The following is a 26297-nucleotide window of genomic DNA, read 5'->3' on the forward strand; positions in this document are numbered from 1 at the left end:
CATGAGCGATCTCACATCCGAAGACATGGCAAAACGCCCGAAGACCGGCTGGCTTTCGCCGATGAACGCGCGACGGTGGAAGAATTTCAAGGCCAACCGGCGCGGTTACTGGTCGTTGTGGATCTTCCTGTTCCTTTTCATCATCAGCCTGTTCGCCGAATTCGTCGCCAACGACAAGCCGATCATCGCCTCCTACCAGGGTGAGATCCTGTTGCCCGTGCTCGTCGATTATCCGGAGGAGAAGTTCGGCGGTTTTCTCGCGGTCACTGATTATCGCTCCGATTTCATCCAGGACGAGATCGAGGCCAATGGCTGGATGATCTGGCCGCCGATCCGCTATTCCTATCGCACCATCAATTCCAACGTGCCCTATTCGGCGCCAACCCCGCCCTTCTGGCTGATGAGCAAGGAGGAACGCTGCGCCGGCTACCCCGAGGGCGCCAACGACCCGGGCTGCAATCTCGGCAACATGGACTGGCTCGGAACCGACGACCTTGCCCGCGACGTGCTCGCCCGGGTGATCTACGGCTTCCGCATCTCGGTGCTGTTCGGCCTGCTGCTCACCGGCTTTTCCGCCGTTATCGGCGTGTCGGCCGGCGCCGTGCAGGGTTATTTCGGCGGCTGGGTCGACCTTCTGATGCAGCGCTTCATCGAAATCTGGTCGTCGCTGCCAACGCTCTACATCCTGCTGATCATCGCGGCGATCCTTCCGCCCGGCTTCTTCGTGCTGCTCGGCGTCATGCTGGTGTTCTCATGGGTCAGCTTCGTTGCCGTCGTCAGGGCCGAGTTCCTCAGGGCGCGCAATTTCGAATATGTGCGGGCGGCGCGCGCGCTCGGCGTCGGCAATGGCACCATCATGTTCCGCCATCTTCTGCCCAATGCCATGGTCGCCACGCTCACCTTCGTGCCCTTCATCCTGTCGGGCGCGATCGTGACGCTGACCTCGCTTGATTTCTTAGGGTTTGGCATGCCGCCGGGCTCGCCCTCGCTCGGCGAACTGGTGAACCAGGGCAAGAGCAATCTGCAGGCGCCGTGGCTTGGCATCACCGCCTTCTTCACGCTGTCGATCATGCTGTCGCTACTGGTCTTCGTCGGCGAGGCGGTGCGCGATGCGTTTGACCCGAGGAAGACCTTCCAATGAACCAGACGCCGCTTCTTTCCGTTCGTGACCTCTCCGTCGCCTTTCGTCAGGGCGAGGTCGACAATCTCGCCGTCGATCGAATTTCCTTCGATATCAACCCGGGTGAAGTGGTGGCGCTGGTGGGCGAATCGGGCTCCGGAAAATCGGCGACGGCGGCCTCGGTGCTGCGCCTTCTGCCCTATCCCGCCGCCAGCCACCCAAGCGGGGAAATCCTGTTTGAGGGCCGCGATCTTTTGAAGGCCGATGACCGGACTTTGAGACAGGTGCGCGGCGGCGATATCACCCAGATATTCCAGGAGCCGATGACTTCGCTGAACCCGCTGCATACGGTTGAAAAACAGGTGGGCGAGACGCTGGCGCTGCATGCGGGGCTCACCGGCGCGCCGGCGCGCAAACGGGTGCTCGAACTGCTGCACGAGGTTGGCATCCGCGAGGCGGAAAAGCGGCTCGGCGCCTTCCCGCACGAGCTTTCCGGCGGCCAGCGCCAGCGCGTGATGATCGCCATGGCGCTTGCCAACCGGCCGAAGCTGCTGATTGCCGACGAGCCGACCACGGCGCTCGATGTGACGGTGCAGGCGCAGATTCTGAAGCTTCTGAAAAGCCTGCAGCGCGATCACGGCATGTCGATGCTGTTCATCACCCATGATCTCGGCATCGTGCGCAAGTTCGCCGACCGGGTCTGCGTGATGACCGACGGCAAGATCGTCGAGCACGGGCCGGTTGCCGAGATCTTCGACAATCCGCAGCATGCCTACACAAGGCACCTGCTCGCCGCCGAGCCGAAGGGCGAGCCGCCGGCGCATGATCCCGACCGCGAGGTCGTGGTCGAGGCCGAAAACGTCAAGGTCTGGTTTCCGGTGAAAACGGGACTGTTGCGCAAGACGGTCGACCATGTGAAGGCGGTCAACGGCATTTCGCTGAAGCTGCGCGCCGGCGAGACGCTTGGCGTTGTCGGCGAATCGGGGTCCGGCAAGACGACGCTTGGTCTGGCGCTGACCCGGATGATCGCCTCGGAAGGCAGGATTGCCTTCGTCGGCAAGGATATCAATGCCTATTCCTTCAAGGCGATGAAGCCGCTCCGGGAAGCGATGCAGATCGTGTTTCAGGACCCTTACGGCTCGCTTTCGCCGCGCATGTCGGTGGGCGAGATCGTCGCCGAGGGACTGAAGATCCACGAGCGCTCGCTCACCTTGGCCGAGCGCGAGGCGCGGGTGGGCGCGGCGCTGGAAGAGGTCGGCCTCGACGCCGCGACCCGCTGGCGCTATCCGCACGAGTTTTCCGGCGGCCAGCGCCAGAGGATCGCGATTGCCCGCGCCATGGTGCTCAAGCCCCGCTTCGTCATGCTGGACGAACCGACCTCGGCGCTGGACATGAGCGTGCAGGCGCAGGTGGTGGACCTTCTCTCCGACCTGCAGAAGAAGCACAATCTCGCCTATCTGTTCATCTCGCATGACCTGAAGGTCGTGCGTGCGCTCGCCAACGAGATCATCGTCATGCGCTTCGGCGAAGTGGTCGAGCGCGGCCCGGCGGCGGACGTGTTCGAAAACCCGAAGGCCGATTACACCAAGGCGCTGCTTGCCGCCGCCTTCGATATCGAGCCGGTGGAGGCGGATTGAGCGTTTTTGCGCACGACGCAAGCTTGACCATTACGCCGAGCCCAAAGGAAGTCCCGATGCCCAAAGCCCCCGTCCTCGTCGACCTCAAATTCTCCGGCCGCGCCATGATCGTCGAAGCGCTTGGGTCTTTCTTTTCCGACCGGCCGGTGATCGATCTCGCTGATCCGCAAACGAAGGGCCGCGATCTTTCCGATTGCCGCTATGGCGTCTTGTGGAAGCCGGATGATGATCTGTTTTCGCGCGCGCCCAATCTGGAAGTGCTTTTTTCCGGCGGGGCGGGGGTCGAGCGGGTGCTGGCGCTTCAGGGTCTGCCGGATATCCCCCTCGTGCGCTTCGTCGATCCCTCGCTGACCCGGCGGATGAGCGAGTATGTGGTGCTGCAATGTCTCCATCATGCCCGCCGCATGCCGGACTATGCCCGTCTGAAGGCCGAGAAAGACTGGCAACCGCTGCCGCCTGCCGAAGCCGGAGACTTCACCGTCGGCATCATGGGGCTCGGCGTCCTGGGGCAGGACGCCGCGGCGAAGCTGAAGATCATGGGCTTCAACGTGATCGGCTGGTCGCGGAGAAAGAAGGAAATCGATGGCGTTGAGTGTTTCGATGCCAGAGGCCTCGATGACTTTCTGTCCGGAACCGACATTCTGGTCGGCCTCCTGCCGCTGACCGATGAGACGGCCGGCATCTTCAGTCGCGCGCTGTTTGAAAAGCTCCGCCGTTCCGGTCCGCTTGGGAGCCCCGTCTTGATCAATGCCGGGCGCGGCGGTTCGCAGGTCGAGGCCGATCTTCTCGCCGCGCTGGATGAGGGCGTCCTCCACGGCGCATCGCTCGATGTGTTCGAAACCGAGCCGCTGCCCGCGACAAGTCCGCTCTGGGCGCATGAGCGGGTCGTCGTCACGCCGCATGTGGCCTCCGATACCGATGTCAGGGCGCTGTTTGCCCATGTGGAACGCCAGATCGCCCGTTTCGAGGCGGGCGAGCCGCTGCAGCATGTGGTCAACCGCGCCGCCGGCTACTGAGCCGGGGGAACAAAGACCCGCGGCCTTACGTTTCCTCCCCGAAGAAAACCCTCCGCCGATCCTCGTGCGGAGGCCAGGGAGAACGACATGACGACGCATTTCGATCCGAAGGAAGGCCGCCCTGTCACATATCCGGGCGAGGACAATTATCCGCAGAAGAGCGAGGACGACACCCGCGTGCCCGAGACCGAGAAGCGGCATCTCAACCGCGGCCAGGGCGTGATCATGGTCATCATCGCCGTCATGGTCGCCGTGGTGCTGATCTGGGGCGGCGCCTCGTGGCTGTTCGGCGCGCCCGGCGCGGGTTGATTGATCCTTCCCCACAAACAATGAGACGGGAGGAAGACAATGGTTGAGAAGAAGAAGACCGGCAGCCGGCCCGAAGACGTGGAAGTCGATCTGACCCCGACGGAAGCGCGGCATTCGGAACGCGGCCGGCCGGTGCTGGCCATCCTGGCGGCCGGACTGGTTCTGGCCTTTCTGGTGTGGGGCGCGGTTGAGCTCTTTGCGCCGCGCGGGGGCGACCCGGCGGTCGAAACGGTGACCGAGGATGCCGCGCAGACGGAGGCGGCAGCAGGGCAGTAAATCTCAGTTCGAGCACAACGGCTCTGGACTTTTCATCGTCTTTGCAGCTATTTCATGGGCCCGAAAGGGCGACATGAAAGCCCTTTCCAGCGTTTTTTCCGCCTTAGAGCGCCGTGCGTCCATTCGGACGCACAAAGGACGCTCTAACCTATTGAATCTACGCATCGTGCTTTCCGAAAATCGATTCCGATTTTTGGGCCGATGCGCTAGGGGCGGCTCGAAAGGCCGAAGAGCGATGCCGAAGACCGATATTGCAACGCGGGTCTACGACCATAGCTGGAAGCTCGACCCGATCATCCGCAGCCTGCTGGATACCGACTTCTACAAGCTCCTGATGCTGCAGATGATCTGGAAACTCTATCCGGACGTCAACGCGACCTTTTCGCTGATCAATCGAACGACCTCGGTGCGCCTTGCCGAGGAGATCGACGAAGGGGAGTTGCGCGAGCAGCTTGACCACGCGCGCGGGATCAGGCTTACGAAGAAAGAGATGATCTGGCTCGCGGGCAACAGCTTTTACGGTCGCTCGCAGATTTTCGAGCCGGAGTTCCTCACCTGGCTCGCCAATTTCCGCCTGCCCGAATATGAACTGACCAAGCGCGACGGCCAGTATCAGCTCGATTTTCACGGTCCCTGGATGGAAACCACGATGTGGGAAATCCCGGCGCTGTGCATCATCAACGAGTTGCGCTCGCGCGCAACGATGAAGGATCTCGGCCTCTTCACCATCGATGTCACCTATGCCCGCGCGAAAGCCAAGATGTGGGCGAAAGTGGAAAGGCTGGCCGCGCTCGAAGGGCTTCGGATCTCCGATTTCGGCACGCGGCGGCGGCATTCCTTCCTGTGGCAGCGCTGGTGCGTGGAGGCGTTGAAGGAAGGGATCGGCCAGGCCTTTACCGGCACCTCCAACGTGCTTCTGGCCATGGATACCGATCTGGAGGCCGTCGGCACCAATGCGCACGAGCTTCCTATGGTTGCCGCAGCCCTTGCCGAGACCGACGAGGCGCTCGCGGCCGCGCCCTACAAGGTGATGCAGGACTGGAACAAGCTTTACGGCGGCAATCTCCTGATCGCGCTGCCGGATGCCTATGGCACAACGGCTTTCCTGCGCAATGCACCGGAATGGGTCGCCGATTGGACGGGGTTCCGGCCAGACAGCGCGCCGCCGATCGAGGGCGGGGAGAAGATCATCGACTGGTGGAAGAAGATGGGTCGCGACCCGCGCGAGAAGATCCTGATCTTTTCCGACGGGCTCGACGTGGATGCGATCATCGAGGCCTACAAGCATTTCCAGGGCAGGGTGCGCATGAGCTTCGGTTGGGGCACCAACCTCACCAATGATTTCATCGGCTGCGCGCCGCACCGCGTCGGCGGGCTGAAGCCGATCTCGATCGTCTGCAAGGTCTCCGACGCCAACGGCCGTCCGGCGGTCAAGCTTTCCGACAATCCGCAAAAGGCGACCGGCGACCCGAAGGAAGTCGAGCGTTACCTGAAGTTTTTCGGCTCGGAAGACATGCACGAGCAGCCGGTCCTGGTCTGAGGCCTGACCGAAAGGCAATAGATCGAACTTATCCCCGCAATTCGCGCGTCTGGCGTCATTGACTTGGCAATGCGCCGCCGCATAGATTGCGCGCGGATCAGGTTCCGTTCTGACGAACGGATGAAAAGGGAACACGGGACAGGGCTTTTTGCCTCATCCGTGGCTGCCCCCGCAACTGTAGCCGCAGAGCCGTTTCCATGATGTCACTGGGTTTGCCCGGGAAGACGGAAACAAGGGCGATGACGCGGAAGCCAGGAGACCTGCCTGATCCCGTCACCCATGCCGGAACACGGGGTTCTTGTTTTGGCGCGGTCTGCCGTCGCGGTGACATTTCGAAACGATGTTGCCGCCGACGGGACAGGACCGCGACCGGGTGTTTTGCCGTGTCACTTCTTCCCCGACGGGCTTTTTCGGCCGGCCTGAAACCGGTCGGCTTGGGGATATGACATGAACAAATCCATGCTTGCGGCCTCGGCCGCGCTTTTGATCCTGACGCCTGCGCAGGGGGTGCTTGCCCAGGATGCCGGGATCGTCGGAGATGACGTGATCGACCTGCAGCCGGTCTATGTGACGACGCCGCTGCGCCGTCCCTCGACGATCCTGCAGTCGACCTCGACGGTGACCGTGATCGATGAGGAGGATATCGAACGATCGGCGGCGCCCGACCTGCCGTCGCTGCTGAGGAAGTATCCGGGCGTCAACATTACCGCCAATGGCGGGCAGGGCGCACAGGCCTCGATCACGCTGCGCGGCGCAAGCGCATCGCAGACGCTGGTGCTCGTCGATGGCATGCGGGTCGCCTCCGCGACGGCCGGCTCGGCGTATCTTTCCAATATCCCGCTCTCAGCCATCGCGCGGGTCGAGATCGCCGAGGGCGCGCATTCGGCCGAGTGGGGCGCGGATGCGATCGGCGGCGTCGTCAACATCATCACCAAGGATGGCTCGGCCTGCGCCAACGGCCAGGCAATCTGCACCACGGTCGAGACCGGCGTGACCTGGCCCTGGGGCGGCTTCGGCACGGTGGCGACCCGCGGGATTACGGACAGTGGCGTCGATTTCAACCTCGGCCTCTCCATCCTCGGAACCGAAGGCTATGATTTCACCACGCCTGAAAATCCGGTTCACGAGGCGGGCCGCGACGGTTTCCTGCAGGGCTCGTTCAATTATGCGATCGGCAAGGACTTCACCTGGGGCCGGCTTTATTCGGAAGGCTTCTATGCCCGCTCCAACCCGCATTTCGACAGCGCGCCTTACGCCGACTGGATGACCGGCGCCATGGTCTACGGCGCCAACCAGGCGATCCAGACCAATGCCGCCTTCAAGCTCGGCGCCGAGCTCGATCATGCCGACGACTTGTCCTCTGTCTTCGAGATCTATTCGGCCTTCGATTACCAGAAGAACTTCCGCGACGACCATCCGGAAGCCGAAACGCATTACGATACCAACCGCTTCGGCCTTTCGGCCTCGACCACGAAGGAGGTGATCGCCGGCGATGCGCTCAACAGTTTCACGCTCGGGGGCGAAGCCTATCGCGAGACGGTGGACAGTTCCGTTGACTATACGCAGACCGGGCGCAAGGTCGGCGCGGTCTACGGCCAGTACGGCCTGGAATATGAGGCCCTGACCGTCAATGCCGGCCTGCGCTATGATGCGGACGAACAGTTCGGCGGCGCGCTCACCTACAATGTCGGCCTCGGCTACGAGCTCCTTCCGGGGCTGACGGCGCGGGCCTCCTATTCCACCGGCTTCAACGCCCCCACCTTCAACGATCTCTACTGGGCCTTCGACGGCACCTATGAGGGCAATCCGGATCTCGATGCCGAAACCTCGAAGAACTGGGAAGCCGGCCTCAACTGGGATTCGGGGACCGGCACGATCATCGATCTCGTCTACTATGAAAACCATATCGACGACATGATCGCCTATGTCTCCGATCCGGTGACCTATATCGGGACGATGGAGAACATCGACAGGGCCAAGATTTCCGGCGTGCGCGCTGTCTGGTCGCAGGCTCTGATGGACGACCGGCTCGGGCTTGATTTCGGCTTCGAATACCGCCTGCCGAAGAACGAGACGGATGACGTCTATATCGCCGACCAGAACCGGCTGAAGCTGACGGCGGCGGCAAGCTGGCAGGCGACCGAAGCCCTCAATCTCAATGCCGATATCGAATATGTCGGCAGTCGCTGGACCAATGAATCGAGCTATAATCCGCAGCTTGGCGACTACACGCTGGTCAATGTCTCGGCACTCTACGATATCGACCCGGCCGCGCGCGCCAAATTCGCGGTGGAGAATCTGTTCGATGAGGATTATGAGACCACCTATGGCTACAAGGCGCCCGGCACAACGGTAACGCTTTCCTACCAAAGGACCTTCTAGATGCTGCGGTCGGCGCTTTCGGCTCGAAATCTTCTGAAGCTCGCGAGCGTCTGCGCCGGCCTCCTTCCTGCCTTGCTGGTTCCAGGCATGGCTTTCGCCCGTCACCAGAGCTTCGCGCCGGCCCGCGTCGTCTCGATCAATCTGTGTGCCGACCAGATGGCGATGCTGCTTGCCGAAGACGGCCAGCTCGTCTCGGTGTCGAACCTTGCGGCCGATCCGGCGGTTTCTGCGATGGCGGAGGAGGCCAGGGGCTACAGGCTCAATCACGGCCTTGCCGAGGAAGTCTTCCTGATGAAGCCGGACCTGGTGCTCGCCGGCAGCTACACCACGCGCGAGACGGTGGACCTCCTTAAGCGGCTCGGCATACCGGTGGCCGAATTCGACCCCGAAACCTCGCTTGACGATGTGCGCGAGAACCTGCTTCGCATGGGCCATCTGCTTGGCCGTGTAGACGCGGCCGGAAGGCTTGTCGCGGACATGGACGAAACGCTCGCAGACCTTGAGGCGATGCCGGCCAACGGCAAGACGGCAGCGCTCTACTTTGCCAATGGCTACACGTCGGGCAAGGAGACGCTGGCCGGCGATATCGTCGCCAGGTCGGGACTTTCCAATATCGGAAGATCAGCCGGTGTCGACGGGCTCGGCCGCCTGCCGCTCGAGCGCCTGATCATGGCCGCGCCGGAGGTCATCATCGGCGGAGACAGCGGCTATGACGCGCCGGCGCTGGCGGAAGCGCCCTTTGCCCATCCCGCCTTCCGCGCGGCCGCCGCCAAGGCGGACCTTGTCGACCTGCCCAGTCGCCTGACGATCTGCGGCGGGCCTTTCAATCTTGAGGCGGTCGCCCGCCTGAAGAGGGCTGCCGCCGGGATTGAGCCTCCGCGCGCGAAGGATGCGGCTTCCCGTTTCGGCGAATGGCAGCTCCGTTCCGCAGGCGCGCCATGACTGAACGGGGCCGTTATCTTTGTCTCCTCCTTGGCCTCGGCGTGCTGGCGGCGGCGCTGTTCGTGGCCTCGCTCACCGTCGGTCCGGCGGGGTTCGGCTTTCGCGCGGCGTTCTCCGGTCTTTTCAGCCATGATGCCGGGGCGATCGCGCTGATCATGCAGGAAATCCGGCTCCCGCGCGCGCTTCTCGGCCTTGCAATCGGCGCGACGCTCGGCCTGTCAGGCGCGGTTCTGCAGGGCTATCTGCGCAATCCGCTGGCCGAACCGGGCCTTCTCGGGGTTTCGGCCTCGGCCTCGCTTGGCGCGGTGATCGCGATCTATACGGGCTTGTCAGCACTTTTCGCGCTGGCGCTGCCGGTTCTGGCGCTGGTCTTTGCCGTTCTCTCGGTCGTTCTGGTGCGGTTTCTGGCGGGCGGCGGCGCGCGCAGCCTGTCGATCATTCTGGCCGGCGTCGCCGTGACGAGCTTTGCCGGCGCGATGACGGCGCTTGCGCTCAACCTCTCGCCCAATCCCTTCGCGGCCATGGAAATCATGTTCTGGATGCTCGGGTCGCTGGCCGATCGCTCCATGTTGCAGGTCTGGCTGGCAGTGCCCTTCATGGCGCTCGGCTGGGTTCTGCTGTTTTCGTCAGCGCGCGCCCTTGATGCGATGACGATCGGCCATGACGCGGCGGAAAGCCTTGGCATATCACCGAAAACCACCGAACGGTTGGTGATCTGGGGCGTTGCGGCAAGCGTCGGGGCGGCGACCGCCGTCTCCGGCGCGATCGGCTTCGTCGGGCTGGTGGTGCCGCATCTCCTGCGCCCGCTGGTCGGCGCGGTGCCGTCCCGCCTTCTGCCGGCAAGCGCGCTGGGCGGTGCGGCGGTGCTTCTGGCGGCCGATGTGGCCGTGCGGCTGGTTGCGCCCGAGCGGGACCTGAAGATCGGAGTCGTGACGGCGCTCATCGGCGCGCCCTTCTTTCTGTGGCTGATCTTCAAGACGCGGCGGGAGCTGATCTGATGCTGCTCGGCGTCGACAATCTCACTGTCCGCATCGGCGGGCGCGCCATCATCGACAATGTCACCCTTTCGGTCGGTCATGGCGAGCTCGTGGGCCTGATCGGGCCGAACGGCGCCGGCAAAACGACGCTACTGAAGGCCTGTCTCGGCCTTGCCCGCGCCTCCGGCGACGTGAATCTGGCGGACAGGCCGCTTGCCGCCATGACGCCGCTCGAGCGCGCCCGCGCCGTCGCCTACCTGCCGCAGGACCATGAAATCGCCTGGGCGGTGGCTGTGCGGCATATCGTCGGCCTCGGCCGCCAGCCCTGGCGCGAAGCGTCGGTCTTCGGGGATTATGCCGGCGGCCATGTCATCGCTCGCGCCATGGAATGCATGGGCGTCGACGCGCTTGCGGACCGGCGCGCCGACACGCTTTCCGGCGGGGAGCGTGCGCGGGTGCTGATTGCCCGGGCTCTGGCCCAGGCAGCGCCGTTGCTCGTTGCCGACGAGCCGGTGGCGGGGCTCGATCCGGCCCACCAGATTGCGCTGATGGAGGTGTTCGGCTCGCTCCTTCACGACGGGCGGTCGGTTGTCTGCTCGCTGCATGACCTGGGCCTGGCCGCGCGCTGGTGCACGCGGCTGGTGATGCTGTCGGAGGGACGCGTCGTCGCCGACGGGCCGCCCTCTGCTGTGCTGACGCCTGAAAACCTTCGGCGCGTTTATGGCGTCGAGGCGTTTTTCGGCCATGCCGGCGGCGGGCCGGTGGTCATGCCCACAGGGCTTTCGAAAAAATAGCGCTTCGGCCGGCCGCGCGCCTGTCAAACTCTTGCCAAGCGCCATTGCGCGCGGTGTCCGATTTCGCTAAGAAACCGCAGCTTTCCCGGCTGCGTGAGTCCGGTTGCGACCGGTCCGGCCGCCAACCGGGTTTCCAGGGGATGGCCGTGGTGTCGCGTCCGCCATCGCTTTCGGACGCCAGAAAATTCGAGTGTTGGAATATGGCCCGCATTGTCATGAAGTTCGGCGGCACTTCCGTCGCCAATATCGAGCGTATCCGCAATGTGGCGCGCCATGTCAAACGCGAGGTCGATGCCGGCCACGAGGTTGCCGTCGTCGTTTCCGCCATGGCTGGCAAGACCAACGAACTCGTCGAGTGGACGCGTGAAGCCTCGCCGATGCATGATGCGCGCGAATATGATGTGGTCGTCTCCTCCGGCGAGCAGGTGACCTCGGGTCTTCTTGCCATCGTGCTGCAGTCCATGGGCGTCAACGCCCGCTCCTGGCAGGGTTGGCAGGTGCCGATCAGGACCGACAGCACCCATGGCGCGGCCCGCATCGCCGATATCGACGGTTCGGATATCGTCAAGCGCATGGGCGAGGGGCAGGTTGCCGTCTGCGCCGGTTTCCAGGGCATCGGTCCGGACAACCGGATCGCGACCCTCGGCCGCGGCGGATCGGATACCTCCGCCGTTGCCATCGCGGCAGCGGTCAAGGCGGATCGCTGCGACATCTACACCGATGTCGACGGCGTCTACACCACCGACCCGCGCGTCGAGCCGAAGGCGAAACGCATGAAGAAGGTGGCATTCGAGGAAATGCTGGAAATGGCCTCGCTCGGCGCCAAGGTGCTGCAGGTGCGCTCCGTCGAACTGGCCATGGTCCATAAAGTGCGCACATTCGTGCGCTCGAGTTTCGAGGCGCCGGATGCGCCGGGCATGGGCGACTTCGACAATCCGCCCGGAACCCTGATTTGCGACGAGGATGAGATTTTGGAACAGGAAGTCGTGACCGGCATCGCGTATGCCAAGGATGAAGCGCAGATCTCGCTGCGCCGCGTGGAAGATCGCCCCGGTGTTGCCGCCGCCATCTTCGGCCCTCTTGCCGAGGCTCATGTCAATGTCGATATGATCGTGCAGAACATCTCGGAAGAGGGCACGCATACCGACATGACCTTCACCGTGCCGGCGTCGGACGTGGAGAAGGCCAAGGCGGCGCTTGCCGCCAAGCAATCCGAAATCGGCTATGACGTGATCCAGAGCGAGACCGAGCTTGCCAAGATTTCGGTGATCGGCATCGGCATGCGCTCGCATTCCGGCGTTGCCGCATCGGCCTTCAAGGCACTGTCGCAGAAGGGCATCAACATCAAGGCGATCACGACATCGGAGATCAAGATTTCGATCCTGATCGACGGCGCCTATGCCGAGCTTGCTGTCAGAACTTTGCATTCCTGCTACGGTCTCGATAAATAAGCCGTAACGGATTGTCCGCAAACCCCTCGTTTCGGAACGGTCCGACTGAAACCTAGACGGTTTCTCCACCGGGGACAGACTGCTATGAACCACCAAGCACCGAGCCCGCGTATCCTGCTGAAGCGGCTCAGGGAACTGATGGCCGAGCCGCTGGAGCCGCAGGACCGCCTTGACCGCATCGTCGGCCAGATTGCCGACAACATGGTCGCGGCCGTGTGTTCGGTCTATGTGCTCAGAGCCGACAGCGTGCTTGAGCTTTATGCGACGCAAGGCCTGAAGCGCGATGCGGTTCACCTGGCGAGCCTGCGCATGGGCCAGGGTCTTGTCGGCACAATTGCGGCTTCCGCGCGGCCGCTGAACCTTTCCGATGCCCAGTCCCACCCCGCCTTCCGTTATCTGCCGGAAACGGGCGAGGAAATCTATCACTCCTTCATGGGCGTGCCGATCCTGCGCGCCGGCCGCACGCTCGGCGTTCTCGTGGTGCAGAACACCGACGAGCATGCCTATAGCGAGGAAGAGGTCGAGGCGCTGCAGACGGCGGCGATGCTGCTTGCCGAACTGATCGCCTCCGGTGACCTGAAGAAGATCACCCGACCGGGCATGGAGCTCGACCTGACCCGCTCGGTGTCGCTTTCGGGCGATGCCTATGGCGAGGGCATCGCGCTCGGCCATGCCGTGCTGCACGAACCGCGAATCATGATCAACAACCTCGTCAACGAGGACAGCGACGCCGAGATCGCGCGGCTGCGCGCGGCGATCGAGAAGCTGCGTTTCTCGATCGACGAGCTTCTTCAGCGCAATGACGTGCCTTCGGAGGGCGAGCACCGCGAGGTGCTGGAAACCTACCGCATGTTCGCTCATGACCGCGGCTGGGTCCGGCGGCTTGAAGAAGCGATCATGTTGGGGCTGACGGCCGAGGGCGCCGTGGAGAAGGTGCAGAGCGACACCAAGGCCCGGATGATCCGCCTCACCGACCCCTTCATGCGCGACCGCATGCATGATCTCGATGACCTTGCCAACCGGCTGCTGCGTCAGCTGACCGGCCATGCGGTCGATACGGACGGGGAGAATTTCCCCGAGGACGCCGTGGTCGTCGCCCGCGTGATGGGCCCGGCCGAGCTTCTCGATTACCCGCGCGAGAAACTGCGCGGCCTTGTACTCGAGGAGGGAGCGGCGACCAGCCATGTCATCATCGTCGCGCGCGCCATGGGCATTCCGGTCATCGGCCAGGCGACCGGCGTTGCCGCCCAGGTGGAGAACGGCGATGCGATCATTGTCGACGGTGATGATGGCGAGGTGCATGTGCGCCCGCTCGATGCGGTCGTCACCGCCTATGAGGAAAAGCTGAGGCTGAGGGCGCGCCGCCAGGAGCAATTCCGGGCTCTCCGGTCCGTCGATCCGGTCTCCGCCGACGGCGTACGCTTCAAGCTGATGATGAATGCCGGGCTTCTGGTCGACCTGCCGCAGCTTGACGATTCGGGCGCGGAAGGGATCGGCCTGTTCCGCACCGAGCTGCAGTTCATGATCGCCTCGCGCATGCCGAAGGCGGCCGAGCAGGAGAGCTTCTATCGCCAGGTGCTCGACCATGCGGGCAATCGTCCCGTCACTTTCCGCACCCTCGACATCGGCTCCGACAAGATGGTCTCCTATTTCCGCGCGCAGGAAGAGGAAAACCCGGCCATGGGCTGGCGCGCGATCCGTCTGGCGCTCGACCGGCCCTATCTCCTGCGCATGCAGCTGCGCGCGCTGATGAAGGCCTCGGCCGGCGAGACGCTCAGGGTCATGGTGCCGATGGTTTCCGAGGTCGGCGAGATCCGCGAGGCCCGCGCGCTGATGGCCAAGGAAGTGCAGTACATGGCCCGTTTCGGCCATCAGGTGCCGCGCAGAATAGAACTCGGCGCGATGCTGGAAGTGCCGGCGCTGCTTTACGAGATCGATGAACTGATGGCCGAGGTCGATTTCGTCTCGGTCGGCTCCAACGATCTTTACCAGTTCTTCATGGCGATCGATCGCGGAAATGCCCGCGTTTCCGACCGTTATGACACGATCAGCAAGCCTTTCCTCAGAATGCTGCGCGATATCGTGCGGGCCGGCGAGCGCAACAATGTTCCGGTGACGCTGTGCGGCGAATATGCCAGCAAGCCCATTTCGGCGCTGGCCCTTTTTGCCATCGGCTATCGCTCGGTGTCGATGTCCGCGACGGCGATCGGTCCGGTGAAGGCGATGCTGCTCGGTCTCGACATTTCGGCCGTCAGCGATGTCGTGAACGCGGCGCTCGATGATCCGGCGAACCTGACGCCGGTGCGCGCCCTTCTGGAACGCTTTGCCGGCGAGCACAATATTCCGCTTTAGCGGCGTTTTTAAAAACGCAGGCGGCAAAAAAGACCAACAACAAGCGGAGAGAATGACCCGTGGCGATGCTACCACAGGAAAAGATGCGGGAACTGGAACGGCGTTTTGCCGAGGTCGAGGCGCGCATGTCGTCCGGCCCCGACGCCGAGACCTATGTGAGGCTCGCCTCCGAATATGCCGAGCTCGAGCCGGTGGTGGCCAAGATCCGCGCCTATCAGTCCGCCGAACGCGAGCTTGCCGACCTCGAAAGCCTGCTTTCCGATCGCGCGACCGACAGGGAGATGCGCGATCTCGCCGAAATGGAAGTGCCGGAGCTTGAGGAGCGCATCGAGGCGCTGACCGGGGAAATCCAGCTCCTGCTGCTGCCGCGCGATGCGGCCGATGAGAAGAGCGCGGTGCTGGAAATCCGCGCCGGGACCGGCGGTTCCGAGGCGGCGCTTTTTGCCGGCGACCTCTTCCGCATGTATGAGCGCTACGCCTCCGACAAGGGCTGGAAGGTCGAGGTACTTTCCGCAAGCGAAGGCGATGCCGGCGGCTACAAGGAAATCATCGCCTCCGTTTCCGGGCGCGGCGTTTTCTCGCGGCTGAAATTCGAATCCGGCGTGCACCGCGTGCAGCGCGTGCCGGAAACCGAGGCCGGCGGGCGCATCCATACCTCGGCGGCGACCGTTGCCGTTCTTCCGGAGGCAGAGGACATCGATATCGAGGTCCGCCAGGAAGATATCCGCATCGACACGATGCGCTCGTCCGGTGCGGGCGGTCAGCATGTCAACACCACCGACTCTGCCGTGCGCATTACCCATATCCCGACCGGCATCGTCGTCACCAGTTCGGAGAAATCCCAGCACCAGAACCGGGCGAAGGCCATGCAGGTGCTGCGCGCCAAGCTTTTCGACATGGAGCGCCAGCGCGCCGACAGCGAAAGGTCTGCCGACCGCAAGGCCCAGGTCGGTTCGGGCGACCGGTCGGAGCGCATCCGCACCTATAATTTTCCGCAAGGCCGCGTCACCGATCACCGCATCAACCTGACGCTCTACAAGCTCGATGCCGTGATCGCCGGCGATCTCGACGAGATCGTCGACGCGCTCGTCGCCGATTACCAGGCCGGCCAACTCGCGCTTCTCGGCGCGAAGGTCAATTGAGGATACGGGCGTGACGACGCTTTCAGCGCTCTATCGCAAGGCCGTTGCCGCCTTCGAGGCGGGAGGTCTTGAAACGCCGGCAGAGGATGCGCGTCATCTGGTCAGCGGCGTGCTCGGCCTGTCCCTGACGGAGATGATGACCGAGGGCGCCCGCGTGATCGAGCCGGATGAAGAGATCGCCGTATCGGCCGCCATGGCGAGGCGGCTTGCGCGCGAACCCGTCTACCGCATCCTCGGCGCGCGCGAATTCTTCGGTCTCGACTTCATGCTGTCCGCCGACACGCTGGAGCCGCGGCCGGACACGGAAAATCTGGTCGAGCATGCGCTTGCCTTTCTCAAGCAGACGGTTCGGCGAAAAGGCGCGGTCCGTTTCGTCGATCTTGGCACCGGAACCGGCGCGATTGCGGTCGCTCTGTTGAAAAATTGCGCCGGAGCGACCGCGCTTGCCACGGATATTGCCGACGGGGCTCTTGAAACCGCGCGCGCCAATGCCTTGATAAACGGTGTCGCGGATCGTTTCGAGACGGCGCGCGGACCATGGCTCGATGCGGCAAGGGGGCGATACGACATGATTGTGTCAAATCCGCCCTATATCGTCTCGGACGTGATCGATACACTGGCGCCCGAGGTCAGGGAGCATGATCCCGCCCTTGCGCTGGACGGAGGCAAGGACGGTCTTGACGCCTATCGCGCGATCGCGGCGAAAGCCTCGGACCACCTGGCCGAAGACGGCATTGTTGCGCTTGAGATCGGCTTTGACCAGAAGGACATGGTGACCGCGATCTTCTCCGAAGAAGGGTTCGCACTTGCACAATCGCACAGGGATTTTGGCGGAAATGACCGCGTTGTCATTTTTGCAAGCGCCCGGAAAAGCTGAAAATCAAGCCGGTTCCGGCCTTTTTCAAAACAGGCGAAGAAAGGGCTTGGAATTTTTAGACAAGCACGATAGGTTGCAGCCACGCAAAACGGTGACTGAACGAAACGGGCGATTCGTCGCCAGGCAACAGTCTCAAGGTTTTTCGTCCAATGTTGGTTCATTGTGACATGCCGTCTTTTGCGTGATTCAGGTATTTGGATTCCACGAATGGCAGCGGGTTATTTGCCCTGCCAACGGGGCTATGCCGCCGTGTTTCGCTGATGCGGGAACGGCCAAGGCGTAGCTCGACCATTGACAGAAAATTCAGGTGAATACTCCATGAGGTCAGGACAGCAGAATAAGCGCAGCCGGGGGCGCGGCGGCAATAATAACTTCAACCGTAAGGGCGCCAACCCGCTGACCCGGACTTATGACAGTACCGGTCCTGATGTGAAGGTGCGGGGCACCGCGCAGCATGTCGCGGAAAAATACATGTCGCTTGCGCGTGATGCGCAAGGGGCGGGCGACCGGGTGATGGCGGAGAACTATCTCCAGCACGCCGAGCACTATAACCGTATCATTGCCGCGGCCCAGTCGCAGCTTCAGGAGCGCCATCAGCGCGACGACCGCTCCGACGACGAGAATGACGATGTTGCGGCCAAGAAGGGCAACAACAACAATAACCAGTCGTCGTCCGACGAGCGCGGCGAGCGCAAGGAACAGCAGCGCAGGCAGGAGCCCCAGGTGGATGCCGACGGCCCGCAGCCGGTGATCGACGGAACGCCCGCCGAGGTTGCGGCCGAAGAGGCCGAGGGCCAGCCGGCGACGAAATCCCGCCGCCGTTCGACCGCCGCCAGCCGTCCGCGCCGCACCAAGCGCGCCGCCGCCGAAAATGCCGGCGAGGACGAAAGCGCCGCTTCCGCCGGCGAGAATGGCGAAGAAGCCGAGGCTCCGAAAAAGCCGACGCGCCGCCGCCGCACACCGAAGGCCGAGGCCGAAGGCGACGAGGGCAAGGACGCGTCGTCCAAGCCTGCCAAGAAGGACAAGGCCCCCGCGCTTGCCGACAGCGCCTCGGAATAGGCGTTTTTCACGGTACTCGAACATCGGGCCCGGTTTTTCAGCCGGGCCTTTTTCGTTTGATCCGGTTGTTCCGATTTTCGGTCCGATGCGCTATGTCAGCGTCAAACGGAACGGAATGAGTGTCATGGGCTTTGTCATCGCAATCGACGGACCGGCGGCGGCCGGCAAGGGAACACTGGCGCGCAGGCTTGCCGCGCATTACGGCCTGCCGCATCTCGACACCGGGCTCACCTACCGCGCAACGGCGAAGGCGCTTATCGATGCGGGAAAGCCGCTGGACGACGAGGCGGTTGCGGCCGAGATGGCCGCCAGTGTCGATCTCGGCAATCTCGACCGCGCGGTGCTTTCGGCCCATGACATCGGCGAGGCGGCATCGAAGGTCGCTTCCATGCCCGCCGTGCGCGTCGCGCTGGTCGAAGCGCAAAGGCGCTTCGCCGTCGCCGGCAAGGGTGCTGTGCTCGACGGCCGCGACATCGGCACGGTGGTCTGCCCTGAGGCGCCGGTGAAGCTTTATGTGACGGCCGATGCCGAGATCCGCGCCAGACGCCGCTATGACGAGATCGTCGCCAAGGGCGAGACGGCCGATTTCGATGCGATCCTCGACGATGTCCGCCGCCGCGACGCGCGGGACATGGGGCGAAAGGACAGTCCGTTGCGCCCCGCGGACGATGCGCACTTGCTTGATACGTCCAAAATGGGTATAGAGGCCGCGTTTCAGGCCGCGCGCGCCCTCGTGGACCAGCGGCTTGACCCGTAATGCATGCGGAGGAGGCTCCGCAAATCAAGGTTTTCACTGCATCCATGCGCCGGAATGCTCTTTGTCTTTCCCGAAAAGGCGAAGAGGGGTGTGGTGACAGCCGAAGATCAACACCAGCCACCGGCGCAACGCGTGTTCGGTTCAAGAGAACGGACACGATCCAGGAGTTTTCATGACTGCACAAACCCCCACGCGCGACGATTTCGCCGCAATGCTCGAGGAATCCTTCGGCGCGAACAATGATCTTGCCGAAGGCTATGTTGCCAAGGGCCTGGTCACGTCCATCGAAAAGGACATGGCCATCATCGACGTCGGCCTGAAGGTCGAAGGTCGCGTACCGCTGAAGGAATTCGGCGCGCGCGGCAAGGATGGCGAGCTGAAGGTTGGCGACGAAGTCGAAGTCTATGTCGAGCGCATCGAAAACGCGCTGGGCGAGGCTGTCCTGTCGCGTGAGAAGGCCCGCCGCGAGGAAGCATGGGTCAAGCTCGAGGCCAAGTTCGAGGCCGGCGAGCGCGTCGAAGGCATGATCTTCAACCAGGTCAAGGGCGGCTTCACGGTCGATCTCGACGGTGCGATCGCCTTCCTGCCGCGTTCCCAGGTGGACATTCGCCCGATCCGCGACGTATCCCCGCTGATGCACACGCCGCAGCCATTCGAAATCCTGAAGATGGACAAGCGCCGCGGCAACATCGTCGTTTCGCGCCGGACCGTTCTTGAGGAAAGCCGTGCGGAACAGCGTTCGGAAATCGTCCAGAACCTCGAAGAGGGCCAGGTTGTCGAGGGTGTCGTCAAGAACATCACCGATTACGGCGCCTTCGTCGATCTCGGCGGCATCGACGGGCTGCTGCACGTCACCGACATGGCATGGCGTCGTGTCAACCATCCGACCGAGCTTCTGTCCATCGGCCAGAACGTCAAGGTTCAGATCATCCGCATCAACCAGGAAACGCACCGCATTTCCCTGGGCATGAAGCAGCTTGAAGCTGATCCGTGGGATGGCATCCAGGCCAAGTATCCGGAAGGCAAGAAGATCTCCGGTACGGTCACGAACATCACCGATTATGGTGCGTTCGTCGAGTTGGAGCCGGGCATCGAAGGCCTGATCCACATCTCGGAAATGTCCTGGACCAAGAAGAACGTCCACCCCGGAAAAATCCTGTCGACCACGCAGGACGTCGACGTCGTAGTGCTCGAAGTCGATCCGGCCAAGCGCCGCATTTCGCTCGGCCTCAAGCAGACGCTCGAGAACCCGTGGGAAGCCTTCTCCTTCTCGCATCCGTCCGGCACGGTTGTCGAAGGCGAGATCAAGAACAAGACCGAATTCGGCCTGTTCATCGGTCTCGAAGGCGATGTCGACGGCATGGTGCACCTCTCCGACCTCGACTGGAACCGTCCGGGCGAGCAGGTCATCGAGGAGTACAACAAGGGTGACGTCGTCAAGGCTGTCGTTCTCGATGTCGATATCGACAAGGAACGCATCTCGCTCGGCATCAAGCAGCTCGGCAAGGATTCGCTCACGGAAGCCGCAGCTTCCGGCGATCTGCGCAAGGGTGCTGTCGTGTCCTGCGAAGTCACTGCCGTCAACGACGGCGGTGTCGAGGTCAAGCTCGTCAACCACGACGACATCTCGGCCTTCATCCGCCGTTCGGATCTCGCCCGCGACCGCGACGAGCAGCGCCCCGAGCGTTTCTCCGTCGGTCAGGTCTTCGACGCCCGCGTCACCAACTTCTCCAAGCGCGACCGCAAGGTCATGCTCTCCATCAAGGCGCTTGAAATCGCCGAGGAGAAGGAAGCCGTGGCACAGTTCGGTTCGTCCGACAGTGGCGCCTCGCTCGGCGACATCCTGGGCGCGGCTCTGAAGAACCGCGACGACCAGTAAGCGTTCCGCTTGCGCTGACTGAGTTCAAGCCGCCGGGTGGCAACGCCCGGCGGTTTTTCTTTTTGGCCGTCAAACTTGACGATAGCGGCCTGCCTTCCGATGTTTGGAAGACGAAGCGGTAGAGGAAATGACCATGGCAAAAAAGACACCGATATTGCCCGGGACGAACAGCAGGCCGCTCGATCCCAGGATGGACGCCCTGCAATACGAGATCATGCAGGAGACGGCACAGGCGCTGGGGCGGATCGGGCGCAGGCTGGAAGAGGCGCTCGCCGCCCTCAAACGCCACGACGAGACGCCGGGCTCCAACCAGGATCGCGATGCACTGGTGCAGGAGGCGGCCGATCGCGCCTTCGCGCTCTTCATCCAGCGCGACTATCTCGGGCTCAGGACCGACCATCACCTGACATCGACCTATGATATTCCCCGCGAGGTGATGTTGCGCGTCGGCGTGATGAAAAAGGCGGAAGAGACCTGAGGCGGCGACGGCTCCAAGGCCCTTTCGCAAAGCCGTTCACAAAAAAACGCCCCGGTTGATAAACCGGGGCGCATTGCATTTCACGGAAAGGCTTGATGATCAGTTCGCCGAGTGCTGGAGGCGCTCGATCTCGTCCTTGAGCTGAAGCTTCTTGCGTTTGAGTTCGTTGATTTCCTCATCATGGCTTGACGGCGAGGACATCACGCTCTGCAGCTCCTTCTCGAGCGCGGAGTGTTTTTCCTCAAGGGCGGCAAGGTGGGTCTGAACTGACATTTCACACGTCCTTCCTTTACTTATCGCCGCAGGATGCGGCGCCTCGTCATCAATTTGCAATAAAATCATGCCACGTTTCGTGACGCTTGTCGAAGGCGGAAATGTGATTTTCCGGCGGCATTTTCAATGTCTGCGCTGTCATGGGGCAATCGCTTGCTTTTCACCGAAATCGAATGATGCTAAGGCCTTCCTGGGCAGGCTTTTGCCGCAACTGACCGTGGCCCGGAGCGTCGGGCGTGAAAGGCGTGGACCGGTTTCGAAACCCCGACGCGCAAAGACCCCGGCCCGGTTTCGCCATAATTGGAACCACGACTGAAACGGAAGCCGATGAGCCCGATCATGAACCCGAAAGTCGCCATCGTCATGGGCTCCCAGTCCGACTGGGAAACGATGAAGAATGCCGCCGACACGCTCGACATTCTCGACGTTGACTACGATGCCCGCATCGTCTCCGCGCACCGCACGCCGGACCGGCTTTACGACTTTGCGCGCGGCGCGCGCGCAGAAGGCTTCCAGATCATCATTGCCGGCGCGGGCGGGGCGGCGCATCTGCCGGGCATGCTGGCCGCGCTGACGCCGCTGCCGGTCTTCGGCGTCCCGGTTCAGTCGCGCGCGCTTTCCGGCCAGGACAGCCTGCTTTCGATCGTGCAGATGCCGGCGGGCGTGCCCGTGGGAACGCTCGCCATCGGCAAGGCGGGCGCGGTCAATGCGGCGCTGCTGGCCGCCGCCGTGCTGGCGCTGGCGGACCCGGAGCTTGCCGGCAGGCTTGATGACTATCGCGCCCGCCAGGCGGCCCATGTCGCAGAATATCCCATCGACAAGGACGAATAGGCGAATGAGAACCATCGGCATCATCGGCGGCGGCCAGCTCGGCCGCATGCTGGCCATGGCCGCGGCCCGGCTTTCGATCCGCACCGTCATTCTGGAGCCGGATCCGCATTGCCCGGCGGCTCAGGTGGCGAACGACCATATCGTCGCGGGTTATGACGATGCGCGCGCGCTTGGCGAGCTTGCGTCCCATTGCGACGTCATCACCTATGAATTCGAGAATGTGCCGGAAAAGAGCGCCGCCCTTCTTGCCGCCGAGCGGCCGGTCTATCCGCCGGCCCGCGCGCTGTCGATCGCGCAGGACCGGCTGGCCGAAAAGTCCTTCCTCAATGAGTGCGGCATTCCGACGGCCGGTTTCCACGCGGTTGATAGCCGCGCCGATCTCGATGCCGCGTTGCAGCGCTTCGGCGGGCGCGGCGTGTTGAAGACGCGCCGCTTCGGCTATGACGGCAAGGGACAGTGGGTCTTCGCCGGCGCGGGCGACGATGCCGGAGCGGCCTTTGAAGCCCTTGGCGGCGCGCCGGCGATCTTCGAGGAATGGATCGATTTTGCCTGCGAGATTTCGGTCATCGCCGCGCGCGGCATGGATGGCGGCCTCGTCTCGTTCGATCCGGCGGAAAACGAGCACAGCGGCGGCATTCTGAGGCTCTCGCGCGTACCGGCGCGCGTGTCGGATGATGTGATCCGCAAAGCGAGAATCGCGGCCGAGCGGCTTCTGATCGCGCTGGAATATGTCGGCGTTGCCGGGCTGGAACTGTTCGTCGCCCGGGACGGGCGGCTGCTGGCAAACGAGTTTGCCCCGCGCGTGCACAATTCCGGCCACTGGAGCGAGGCGGCCTGCGTGACCTCGCAGTTCGAGCAGCATATCCGCGCCGTCTGTGGCCTGCCGCTGATCGATCCGGCGCGCCACAGTGACTGCGTGATGTACAACATCGTCGGCGACGATATGGATGATATTCCGCGTTACATGATGACGCCGGGCGCGCTTGTCCACCTCTACGGCAAGGCCGAGACCCGGCCGGGACGGAAGATGGGCCACGTGACCGTGCTTCAGCGCCACGAAAACGGCCGGAACGGTTGACTTTCGCCCGGCCTTTCGCTAGGAACCGGCCACAGCCAAGCGCGCCCCATACCGGCGCGCTTTTGAATGTTGAAACAGACCGCCTTTACTGATCAGTCGAGAGCGGCACAAACAGCGGATCGAAAACATGAAGATCAAGAATTCGCTCAAGGCGCTCAAGTCCCGTCACCGGGAAAACCGTCTGGTGCGCCGCAAGGGCCGAGTATACATCATCAACAAGCAGAACCCGCGCTTCAAGGCCCGCCAGGGCTGATTGCGGTCACCGGTCCGTGATCGGGCCGGGGCAATATCTGTTTGAAATTTCGCCATGACGGGATACCATCCCGTCATGCGCTTTTTTATGCCTGTATTCCTGACGTTGTTTTCGCTTGCGCCCCTGGCGGCGCCTACTGTCGCCGCGCAAGCGCGTGATGGCGGCGAGGCGGCAGTCGAAGCGCCGGCGGATCCGCTCGACGCGATGTATCGTCAGCTTGCCCGTACCCGGGATTCCGGCGAGGCGGCGGCCTTTGCCAAGGAGATTGACGATTATCTCGACCGTTCGCCAAGCGCGACCGTCTCGTTGCTGATCGAATGGTCGGACGCGGCTGAGGCCGATGGCCGCACGGCGGCGGCGCTTGATTTCCTGTCGGAGGCAATCGCGCTTCGGCCCGACGAGCCCGCGGCCTACCGCAAGCGCGCCGTCATCCATTATACCCATGGAGACCTGAACCGGGCGATGGACGATATCGGCAGCGCGCTGGCGCTGGAACCGCGCGATTTCGGCGGGCTCGGCCTGATGGCGACCATCCTCGACCGCACCGGGCGGCCCGAGGCCGCGCTCAAGGTCTGGCGGCGCTATCTCGACTTCTATCCTGCCGACCGCGATGTCAGCGCCTATGTGGACAATACGGAAAACGATCTGGCCGGCCGACGGCTGTGATCGGCGCCGACCCGGCAAACGGGCGGGGAGGTCCGAAGCTCTCAGCCCTCGTCCTTCTTTTCCTCGCCGATCGGCTCGACCGAATGACGCATGATCAGCGGCATCTGGGCAAGGGTGAAGGCGATGGTGATCGGCATCGTCGCCCAGACCTTGAAATTGACCCAGACATCGGCGGAGAAATTGCGCCAGACAACCTCGTTGATGATTGCCAGGAAGACGAAGAACAGGCCCCATCTGAGCGTCAGCTTGCGCCAGCCCTCGTCATCCAGCCTGAAGGCGGAGTGGAACACGTAGCCGAGCAGTGAGCGGCCGAAAACAAGGCCGCCCAGCAAAACGGCGGCGAACAGCCCGTTGACGATGGTCGGCTTCATCTTGATGAAGGTCTCGTCCTGCAGCCAGAGCGACAGCGCGCCGAACACCAGCACAACGACGCCGGAGACGAGCGGCATGATCGGAATATTGCCCATGACGATGCGCGAGGCGACGAGCGAGATGACGGTTGCCGCCATGAACAGCGCGGTTGCCACCAGAAGCGGGGTGCCGAAGGCAGCAAGAGCCGGGACGGTTTTCATCAGCCATTCGCCGCGCAGATTGGCGAAGAAGAAGATCATCAGCGGCCCGAGCTCGAAGACAAGCTTCAGGAACGGCTCTTCCTTCTGTTCGGTCGTCAGTTTTTTAGGGCTGCTGTCGCTCATAATCTGTCGTTTCTCATGGATGGCACCGTCGGCTCATATCATATGGGAGCGGCGTCCCTTCAACCCCAAAAGCGGCCATTTTACGGGCGCGCGCGTTTTATGCCTCTTCTTCTTCCGGGGTGCCGGCAATGGCCTGGGCAAATTCTTCCGCCTCGAAGGGTTCAAGGTCGTCGATCCCCTCGCCGACGCCGATGAAATAGACGGGCAGTTTGTGCTTGGCGGCGATCGCCACCAGAATGCCGCCGCGGGCCGTGCCGTCGAGCTTGGTCATGACGAGACCGGAGACGCCGGCGATGTTGCGGAAGATCTCCACCTGGCTCATGGCGTTCTGGCCGGTGGTGGCGTCGAGCGTCTGCAGCACGGTGTGCGGCGCGTCCGGATCGAGCTTGCCAAGCACGCGGACGATCTTCGCCAGTTCGTCCATCAGTTCGGCCTTGTTCTGCAGCCGGCCCGCCGTATCGATGATGACCACGTCCGAGCCGTTTTCCTGGCCGCGCTTGAAGGCGTCATAGGCAAGGCCGGCGGCATCGGCCCCCAGCTTGGTGCCGACGAATTCGGCGCCCGTGCGGTCCGACCATATCTTCAACTGCTCGATGGCCGCGGCGCGAAAGGTGTCGCCCGCGCCCAGCGTCACCTTGAGACCGGCGCGCGTCAGCTTGGCGGCGAGCTTGCCGATCGTGGTGGTCTTGCCGGTGCCGTTGACGCCGACGACGAGAATGACATGCGGCTTTTTCGACAGATCCAGCGCCAGCGGCTTCGCCACCGGCTGCAGCACCTTGGTGATTTCGCCGGCCATGATGCGGGTCACATCCTTGCCGGTGACATCCCGCCCGTAGCGTTCCGATGACAGCGTGTCGGTAATGCGCATGGCGGTCTCGATGCCGAGATCGGCCTGGATCAGCAGGTCCTCCAGTTCCTCCAGCGCTTCCTCGTCCAGCTTGCGCTTGGTGAAAAGCGCGGCGATCTGCCCGGAAAGCTGCTGCGAGGTACGGAACAGGCCGGCTTTCAACCGTTGGAACCAGGAGAGTTTTTTCGTCGGCTGCGGCTTTGGCGCGTCAGGCTTCGGGCCCGCGGTGATTTCGAAGCCTTGGTTCTTTTTCGGGGCAGGGGCCGGCTCTTCCGCGGCCTGCGGCGGCGCTTCGACTGGTGTCGCGGCGGCAGGGTCTCCAGCCTGCGCGGGTGGCTCGTGTGCTTCGGAGGCAGGAGCCTGTTCTGGCTGCGGCTTCTCCGGCGCCGCCTCCGGCTCATCATGAGACCGTCCGACGACACCGCCGATAATGCTGTCATCGTCCCACGGGTCGCTGCTTTCAGCCGCGGCGACGGTCTCGGCGGACGGTTCCGGCTCGGATTGCTCCGCTTCCGGCGTGACGGCTTCACTCTCCTCTTCCGGCGCGACGACTTGTTCTTCCTTCGGCTTCTGTTCCTTTTTGCCGAAGGTGAAGACGTTTTTCATGAAGCCGAGGGTCATGGGAATAATTTCCTGTTTCTGCCGGTTGCGGTTCTTTATCCCGTG

25 protein-coding genes and 1 riboswitch are annotated in these 26297 nt (G+C 63.1%); of the genes, 22 read left to right on the forward strand and 3 right to left on the reverse strand.

The window, feature by feature from the left end; translation table 11 throughout:
- The first annotated feature begins 1 nt into the window (after nucleotide 1).
- The 18 genes from AZF01_RS00075 to AZF01_RS00160 all read left to right on the forward strand — a co-directional run bounded on the left by AZF01_RS00075 (nucleotide 2) and on the right by AZF01_RS00160 (nucleotide 20988).
- Entirely contained in the window at nucleotides 2-1141 is a 1140-nt protein-coding gene (locus AZF01_RS00075) for an ABC transporter permease (RefSeq protein ID WP_036237226.1), read from the forward strand.
- Nucleotides 1138-2757 carry an ABC transporter ATP-binding protein gene (locus tag AZF01_RS00080; RefSeq protein ID WP_024708401.1) on the forward strand — a complete coding sequence of 540 codons (1620 nt, stop codon included), beginning with the start codon at nucleotides 1138-1140 and terminating at the stop codon, nucleotides 2755-2757. Before AZF01_RS00075 ends, AZF01_RS00080 begins: the two co-directional genes overlap by 4 nt.
- 56 nt (nucleotides 2758-2813) lie before the next feature.
- Complete coding sequence (locus AZF01_RS00085; protein ID WP_024708402.1) at nucleotides 2814-3773, forward strand: glyoxylate/hydroxypyruvate reductase A; 960 nt, start codon at nucleotides 2814-2816, stop codon at nucleotides 3771-3773.
- Nucleotides 3774-3860: 87 nt separating this feature from the next.
- On the forward strand, nucleotides 3861-4082 hold the full coding sequence (locus tag AZF01_RS00090) for a hypothetical protein (RefSeq protein ID WP_024708403.1): 222 nt from the start codon (nucleotides 3861-3863) through the stop codon (nucleotides 4080-4082).
- A 39-nt stretch (nucleotides 4083-4121) separates the two neighbouring features.
- Nucleotides 4122-4358, forward strand: coding sequence for a hypothetical protein (locus AZF01_RS00095; RefSeq protein WP_024708404.1), 237 nt, complete (start codon nucleotides 4122-4124; stop codon nucleotides 4356-4358).
- A gap of 235 nt (nucleotides 4359-4593) precedes the next feature.
- A complete protein-coding gene (gene pncB / locus AZF01_RS00100; protein WP_024708405.1) occupies nucleotides 4594-5898 on the forward strand; it encodes a nicotinate phosphoribosyltransferase in 1305 nt (434 codons plus the stop codon).
- 82 nt (nucleotides 5899-5980) lie between these two features.
- A riboswitch (cobalamin riboswitch) is annotated at nucleotides 5981-6181 on the forward strand.
- 164 nt (nucleotides 6182-6345) lie between these two features.
- A complete protein-coding gene (locus AZF01_RS00105; RefSeq protein WP_061449598.1) occupies nucleotides 6346-8280 on the forward strand; it encodes a TonB-dependent receptor domain-containing protein in 1935 nt (644 codons plus the stop codon).
- A gap of 87 nt (nucleotides 8281-8367) precedes the next feature.
- On the forward strand, nucleotides 8368-9222 hold the full coding sequence (locus AZF01_RS00110) for an ABC transporter substrate-binding protein (RefSeq protein ID WP_244435519.1): 855 nt from the start codon (nucleotides 8368-8370) through the stop codon (nucleotides 9220-9222).
- Nucleotides 9219-10220 carry an iron ABC transporter permease gene (locus tag AZF01_RS00115; RefSeq protein WP_024706992.1) on the forward strand — a complete coding sequence of 334 codons (1002 nt, stop codon included), beginning with the start codon at nucleotides 9219-9221 and terminating at the stop codon, nucleotides 10218-10220. The genes AZF01_RS00110 and AZF01_RS00115 overlap by 4 nt, the downstream gene beginning before the upstream one ends.
- Nucleotides 10220-10993: an ABC transporter ATP-binding protein gene (locus AZF01_RS00120; protein ID WP_036236253.1), complete on the forward strand. Its 774-nt coding sequence runs from the start codon at nucleotides 10220-10222 to the stop codon at nucleotides 10991-10993. Before AZF01_RS00115 ends, AZF01_RS00120 begins: the two co-directional genes overlap by 1 nt.
- A gap of 200 nt (nucleotides 10994-11193) precedes the next feature.
- Complete coding sequence (locus tag AZF01_RS00125; protein ID WP_024706994.1) at nucleotides 11194-12444, forward strand: aspartate kinase; 1251 nt, start codon at nucleotides 11194-11196, stop codon at nucleotides 12442-12444.
- Nucleotides 12445-12528: 84 nt separating this feature from the next.
- Complete coding sequence (ptsP, locus tag AZF01_RS00130; RefSeq protein ID WP_024706995.1) at nucleotides 12529-14796, forward strand: phosphoenolpyruvate--protein phosphotransferase; 2268 nt, start codon at nucleotides 12529-12531, stop codon at nucleotides 14794-14796.
- A 59-nt stretch (nucleotides 14797-14855) separates the two neighbouring features.
- A complete protein-coding gene (prfA, locus tag AZF01_RS00135) occupies nucleotides 14856-15938 on the forward strand; it encodes a peptide chain release factor 1 (protein WP_024706996.1) in 1083 nt (360 codons plus the stop codon).
- Between the two features lie 10 nt (nucleotides 15939-15948).
- The gene (gene prmC / locus AZF01_RS00140) at nucleotides 15949-16815 is read left to right on the forward strand and encodes a peptide chain release factor N(5)-glutamine methyltransferase (protein ID WP_024706997.1); all 867 of its coding nucleotides are present in this window, start codon (nucleotides 15949-15951) and stop codon (nucleotides 16813-16815) included.
- Between the two features lie 318 nt (nucleotides 16816-17133).
- Complete coding sequence (locus tag AZF01_RS00145; protein WP_024706998.1) at nucleotides 17134-17874, forward strand: DUF4167 domain-containing protein; 741 nt, start codon at nucleotides 17134-17136, stop codon at nucleotides 17872-17874.
- 115 nt (nucleotides 17875-17989) lie between these two features.
- Complete coding sequence (gene cmk / locus AZF01_RS00150) at nucleotides 17990-18631, forward strand: (d)CMP kinase (RefSeq protein ID WP_024706999.1); 642 nt, start codon at nucleotides 17990-17992, stop codon at nucleotides 18629-18631.
- 172 nt (nucleotides 18632-18803) lie between these two features.
- Complete coding sequence (gene rpsA, locus AZF01_RS00155; RefSeq protein WP_024707000.1) at nucleotides 18804-20510, forward strand: 30S ribosomal protein S1; 1707 nt, start codon at nucleotides 18804-18806, stop codon at nucleotides 20508-20510.
- Between the two features lie 133 nt (nucleotides 20511-20643).
- A complete protein-coding gene (locus AZF01_RS00160; RefSeq protein WP_024707001.1) occupies nucleotides 20644-20988 on the forward strand; it encodes a DUF6665 family protein in 345 nt (114 codons plus the stop codon).
- A gap of 99 nt (nucleotides 20989-21087) precedes the next feature.
- Here AZF01_RS00160 and AZF01_RS23325 read toward each other — a convergent pair whose 3' ends face one another.
- Nucleotides 21088-21261: a YdcH family protein gene (locus tag AZF01_RS23325; protein ID WP_036236258.1), complete on the reverse strand. Its 174-nt coding sequence runs from the start codon at nucleotides 21259-21261 to the stop codon at nucleotides 21088-21090.
- Nucleotides 21262-21600: 339 nt separating this feature from the next.
- Between AZF01_RS23325 and purE the strand changes: the two genes are divergently transcribed.
- From purE to AZF01_RS00180, 4 genes are all read left to right on the forward strand, one after another.
- Entirely contained in the window at nucleotides 21601-22092 is a 492-nt protein-coding gene (gene purE, locus AZF01_RS00165; protein ID WP_036236266.1) for a 5-(carboxyamino)imidazole ribonucleotide mutase, read from the forward strand.
- 4 nt (nucleotides 22093-22096) lie between these two features.
- Complete coding sequence (locus tag AZF01_RS00170) at nucleotides 22097-23170, forward strand: 5-(carboxyamino)imidazole ribonucleotide synthase (RefSeq protein ID WP_024707003.1); 1074 nt, start codon at nucleotides 22097-22099, stop codon at nucleotides 23168-23170.
- Between the two features lie 127 nt (nucleotides 23171-23297).
- On the forward strand, nucleotides 23298-23423 hold the full coding sequence (gene ykgO / locus AZF01_RS00175; protein ID WP_018064355.1) for a type B 50S ribosomal protein L36: 126 nt from the start codon (nucleotides 23298-23300) through the stop codon (nucleotides 23421-23423).
- 75 nt (nucleotides 23424-23498) lie between these two features.
- Nucleotides 23499-24089: a hypothetical protein gene (locus AZF01_RS00180; protein ID WP_152534461.1), complete on the forward strand. Its 591-nt coding sequence runs from the start codon at nucleotides 23499-23501 to the stop codon at nucleotides 24087-24089.
- A 41-nt stretch (nucleotides 24090-24130) separates the two neighbouring features.
- Here AZF01_RS00180 and AZF01_RS00185 read toward each other — a convergent pair whose 3' ends face one another.
- Entirely contained in the window at nucleotides 24131-24784 is a 654-nt protein-coding gene (locus AZF01_RS00185) for a septation protein A (RefSeq protein ID WP_024707005.1), read from the reverse strand.
- 97 nt (nucleotides 24785-24881) lie between these two features.
- Nucleotides 24882-26252: a signal recognition particle-docking protein FtsY gene (gene ftsY, locus AZF01_RS00190; protein ID WP_024707006.1), complete on the reverse strand. Its 1371-nt coding sequence runs from the start codon at nucleotides 26250-26252 to the stop codon at nucleotides 24882-24884.
- Nucleotides 26253-26297: the final 45 nt, after the last annotated feature.

The organism is Martelella sp. AD-3 (genome assembly GCF_001578105.1).
GTDB lineage: Bacteria > Pseudomonadota > Alphaproteobacteria > Rhizobiales > Rhizobiaceae > Martelella.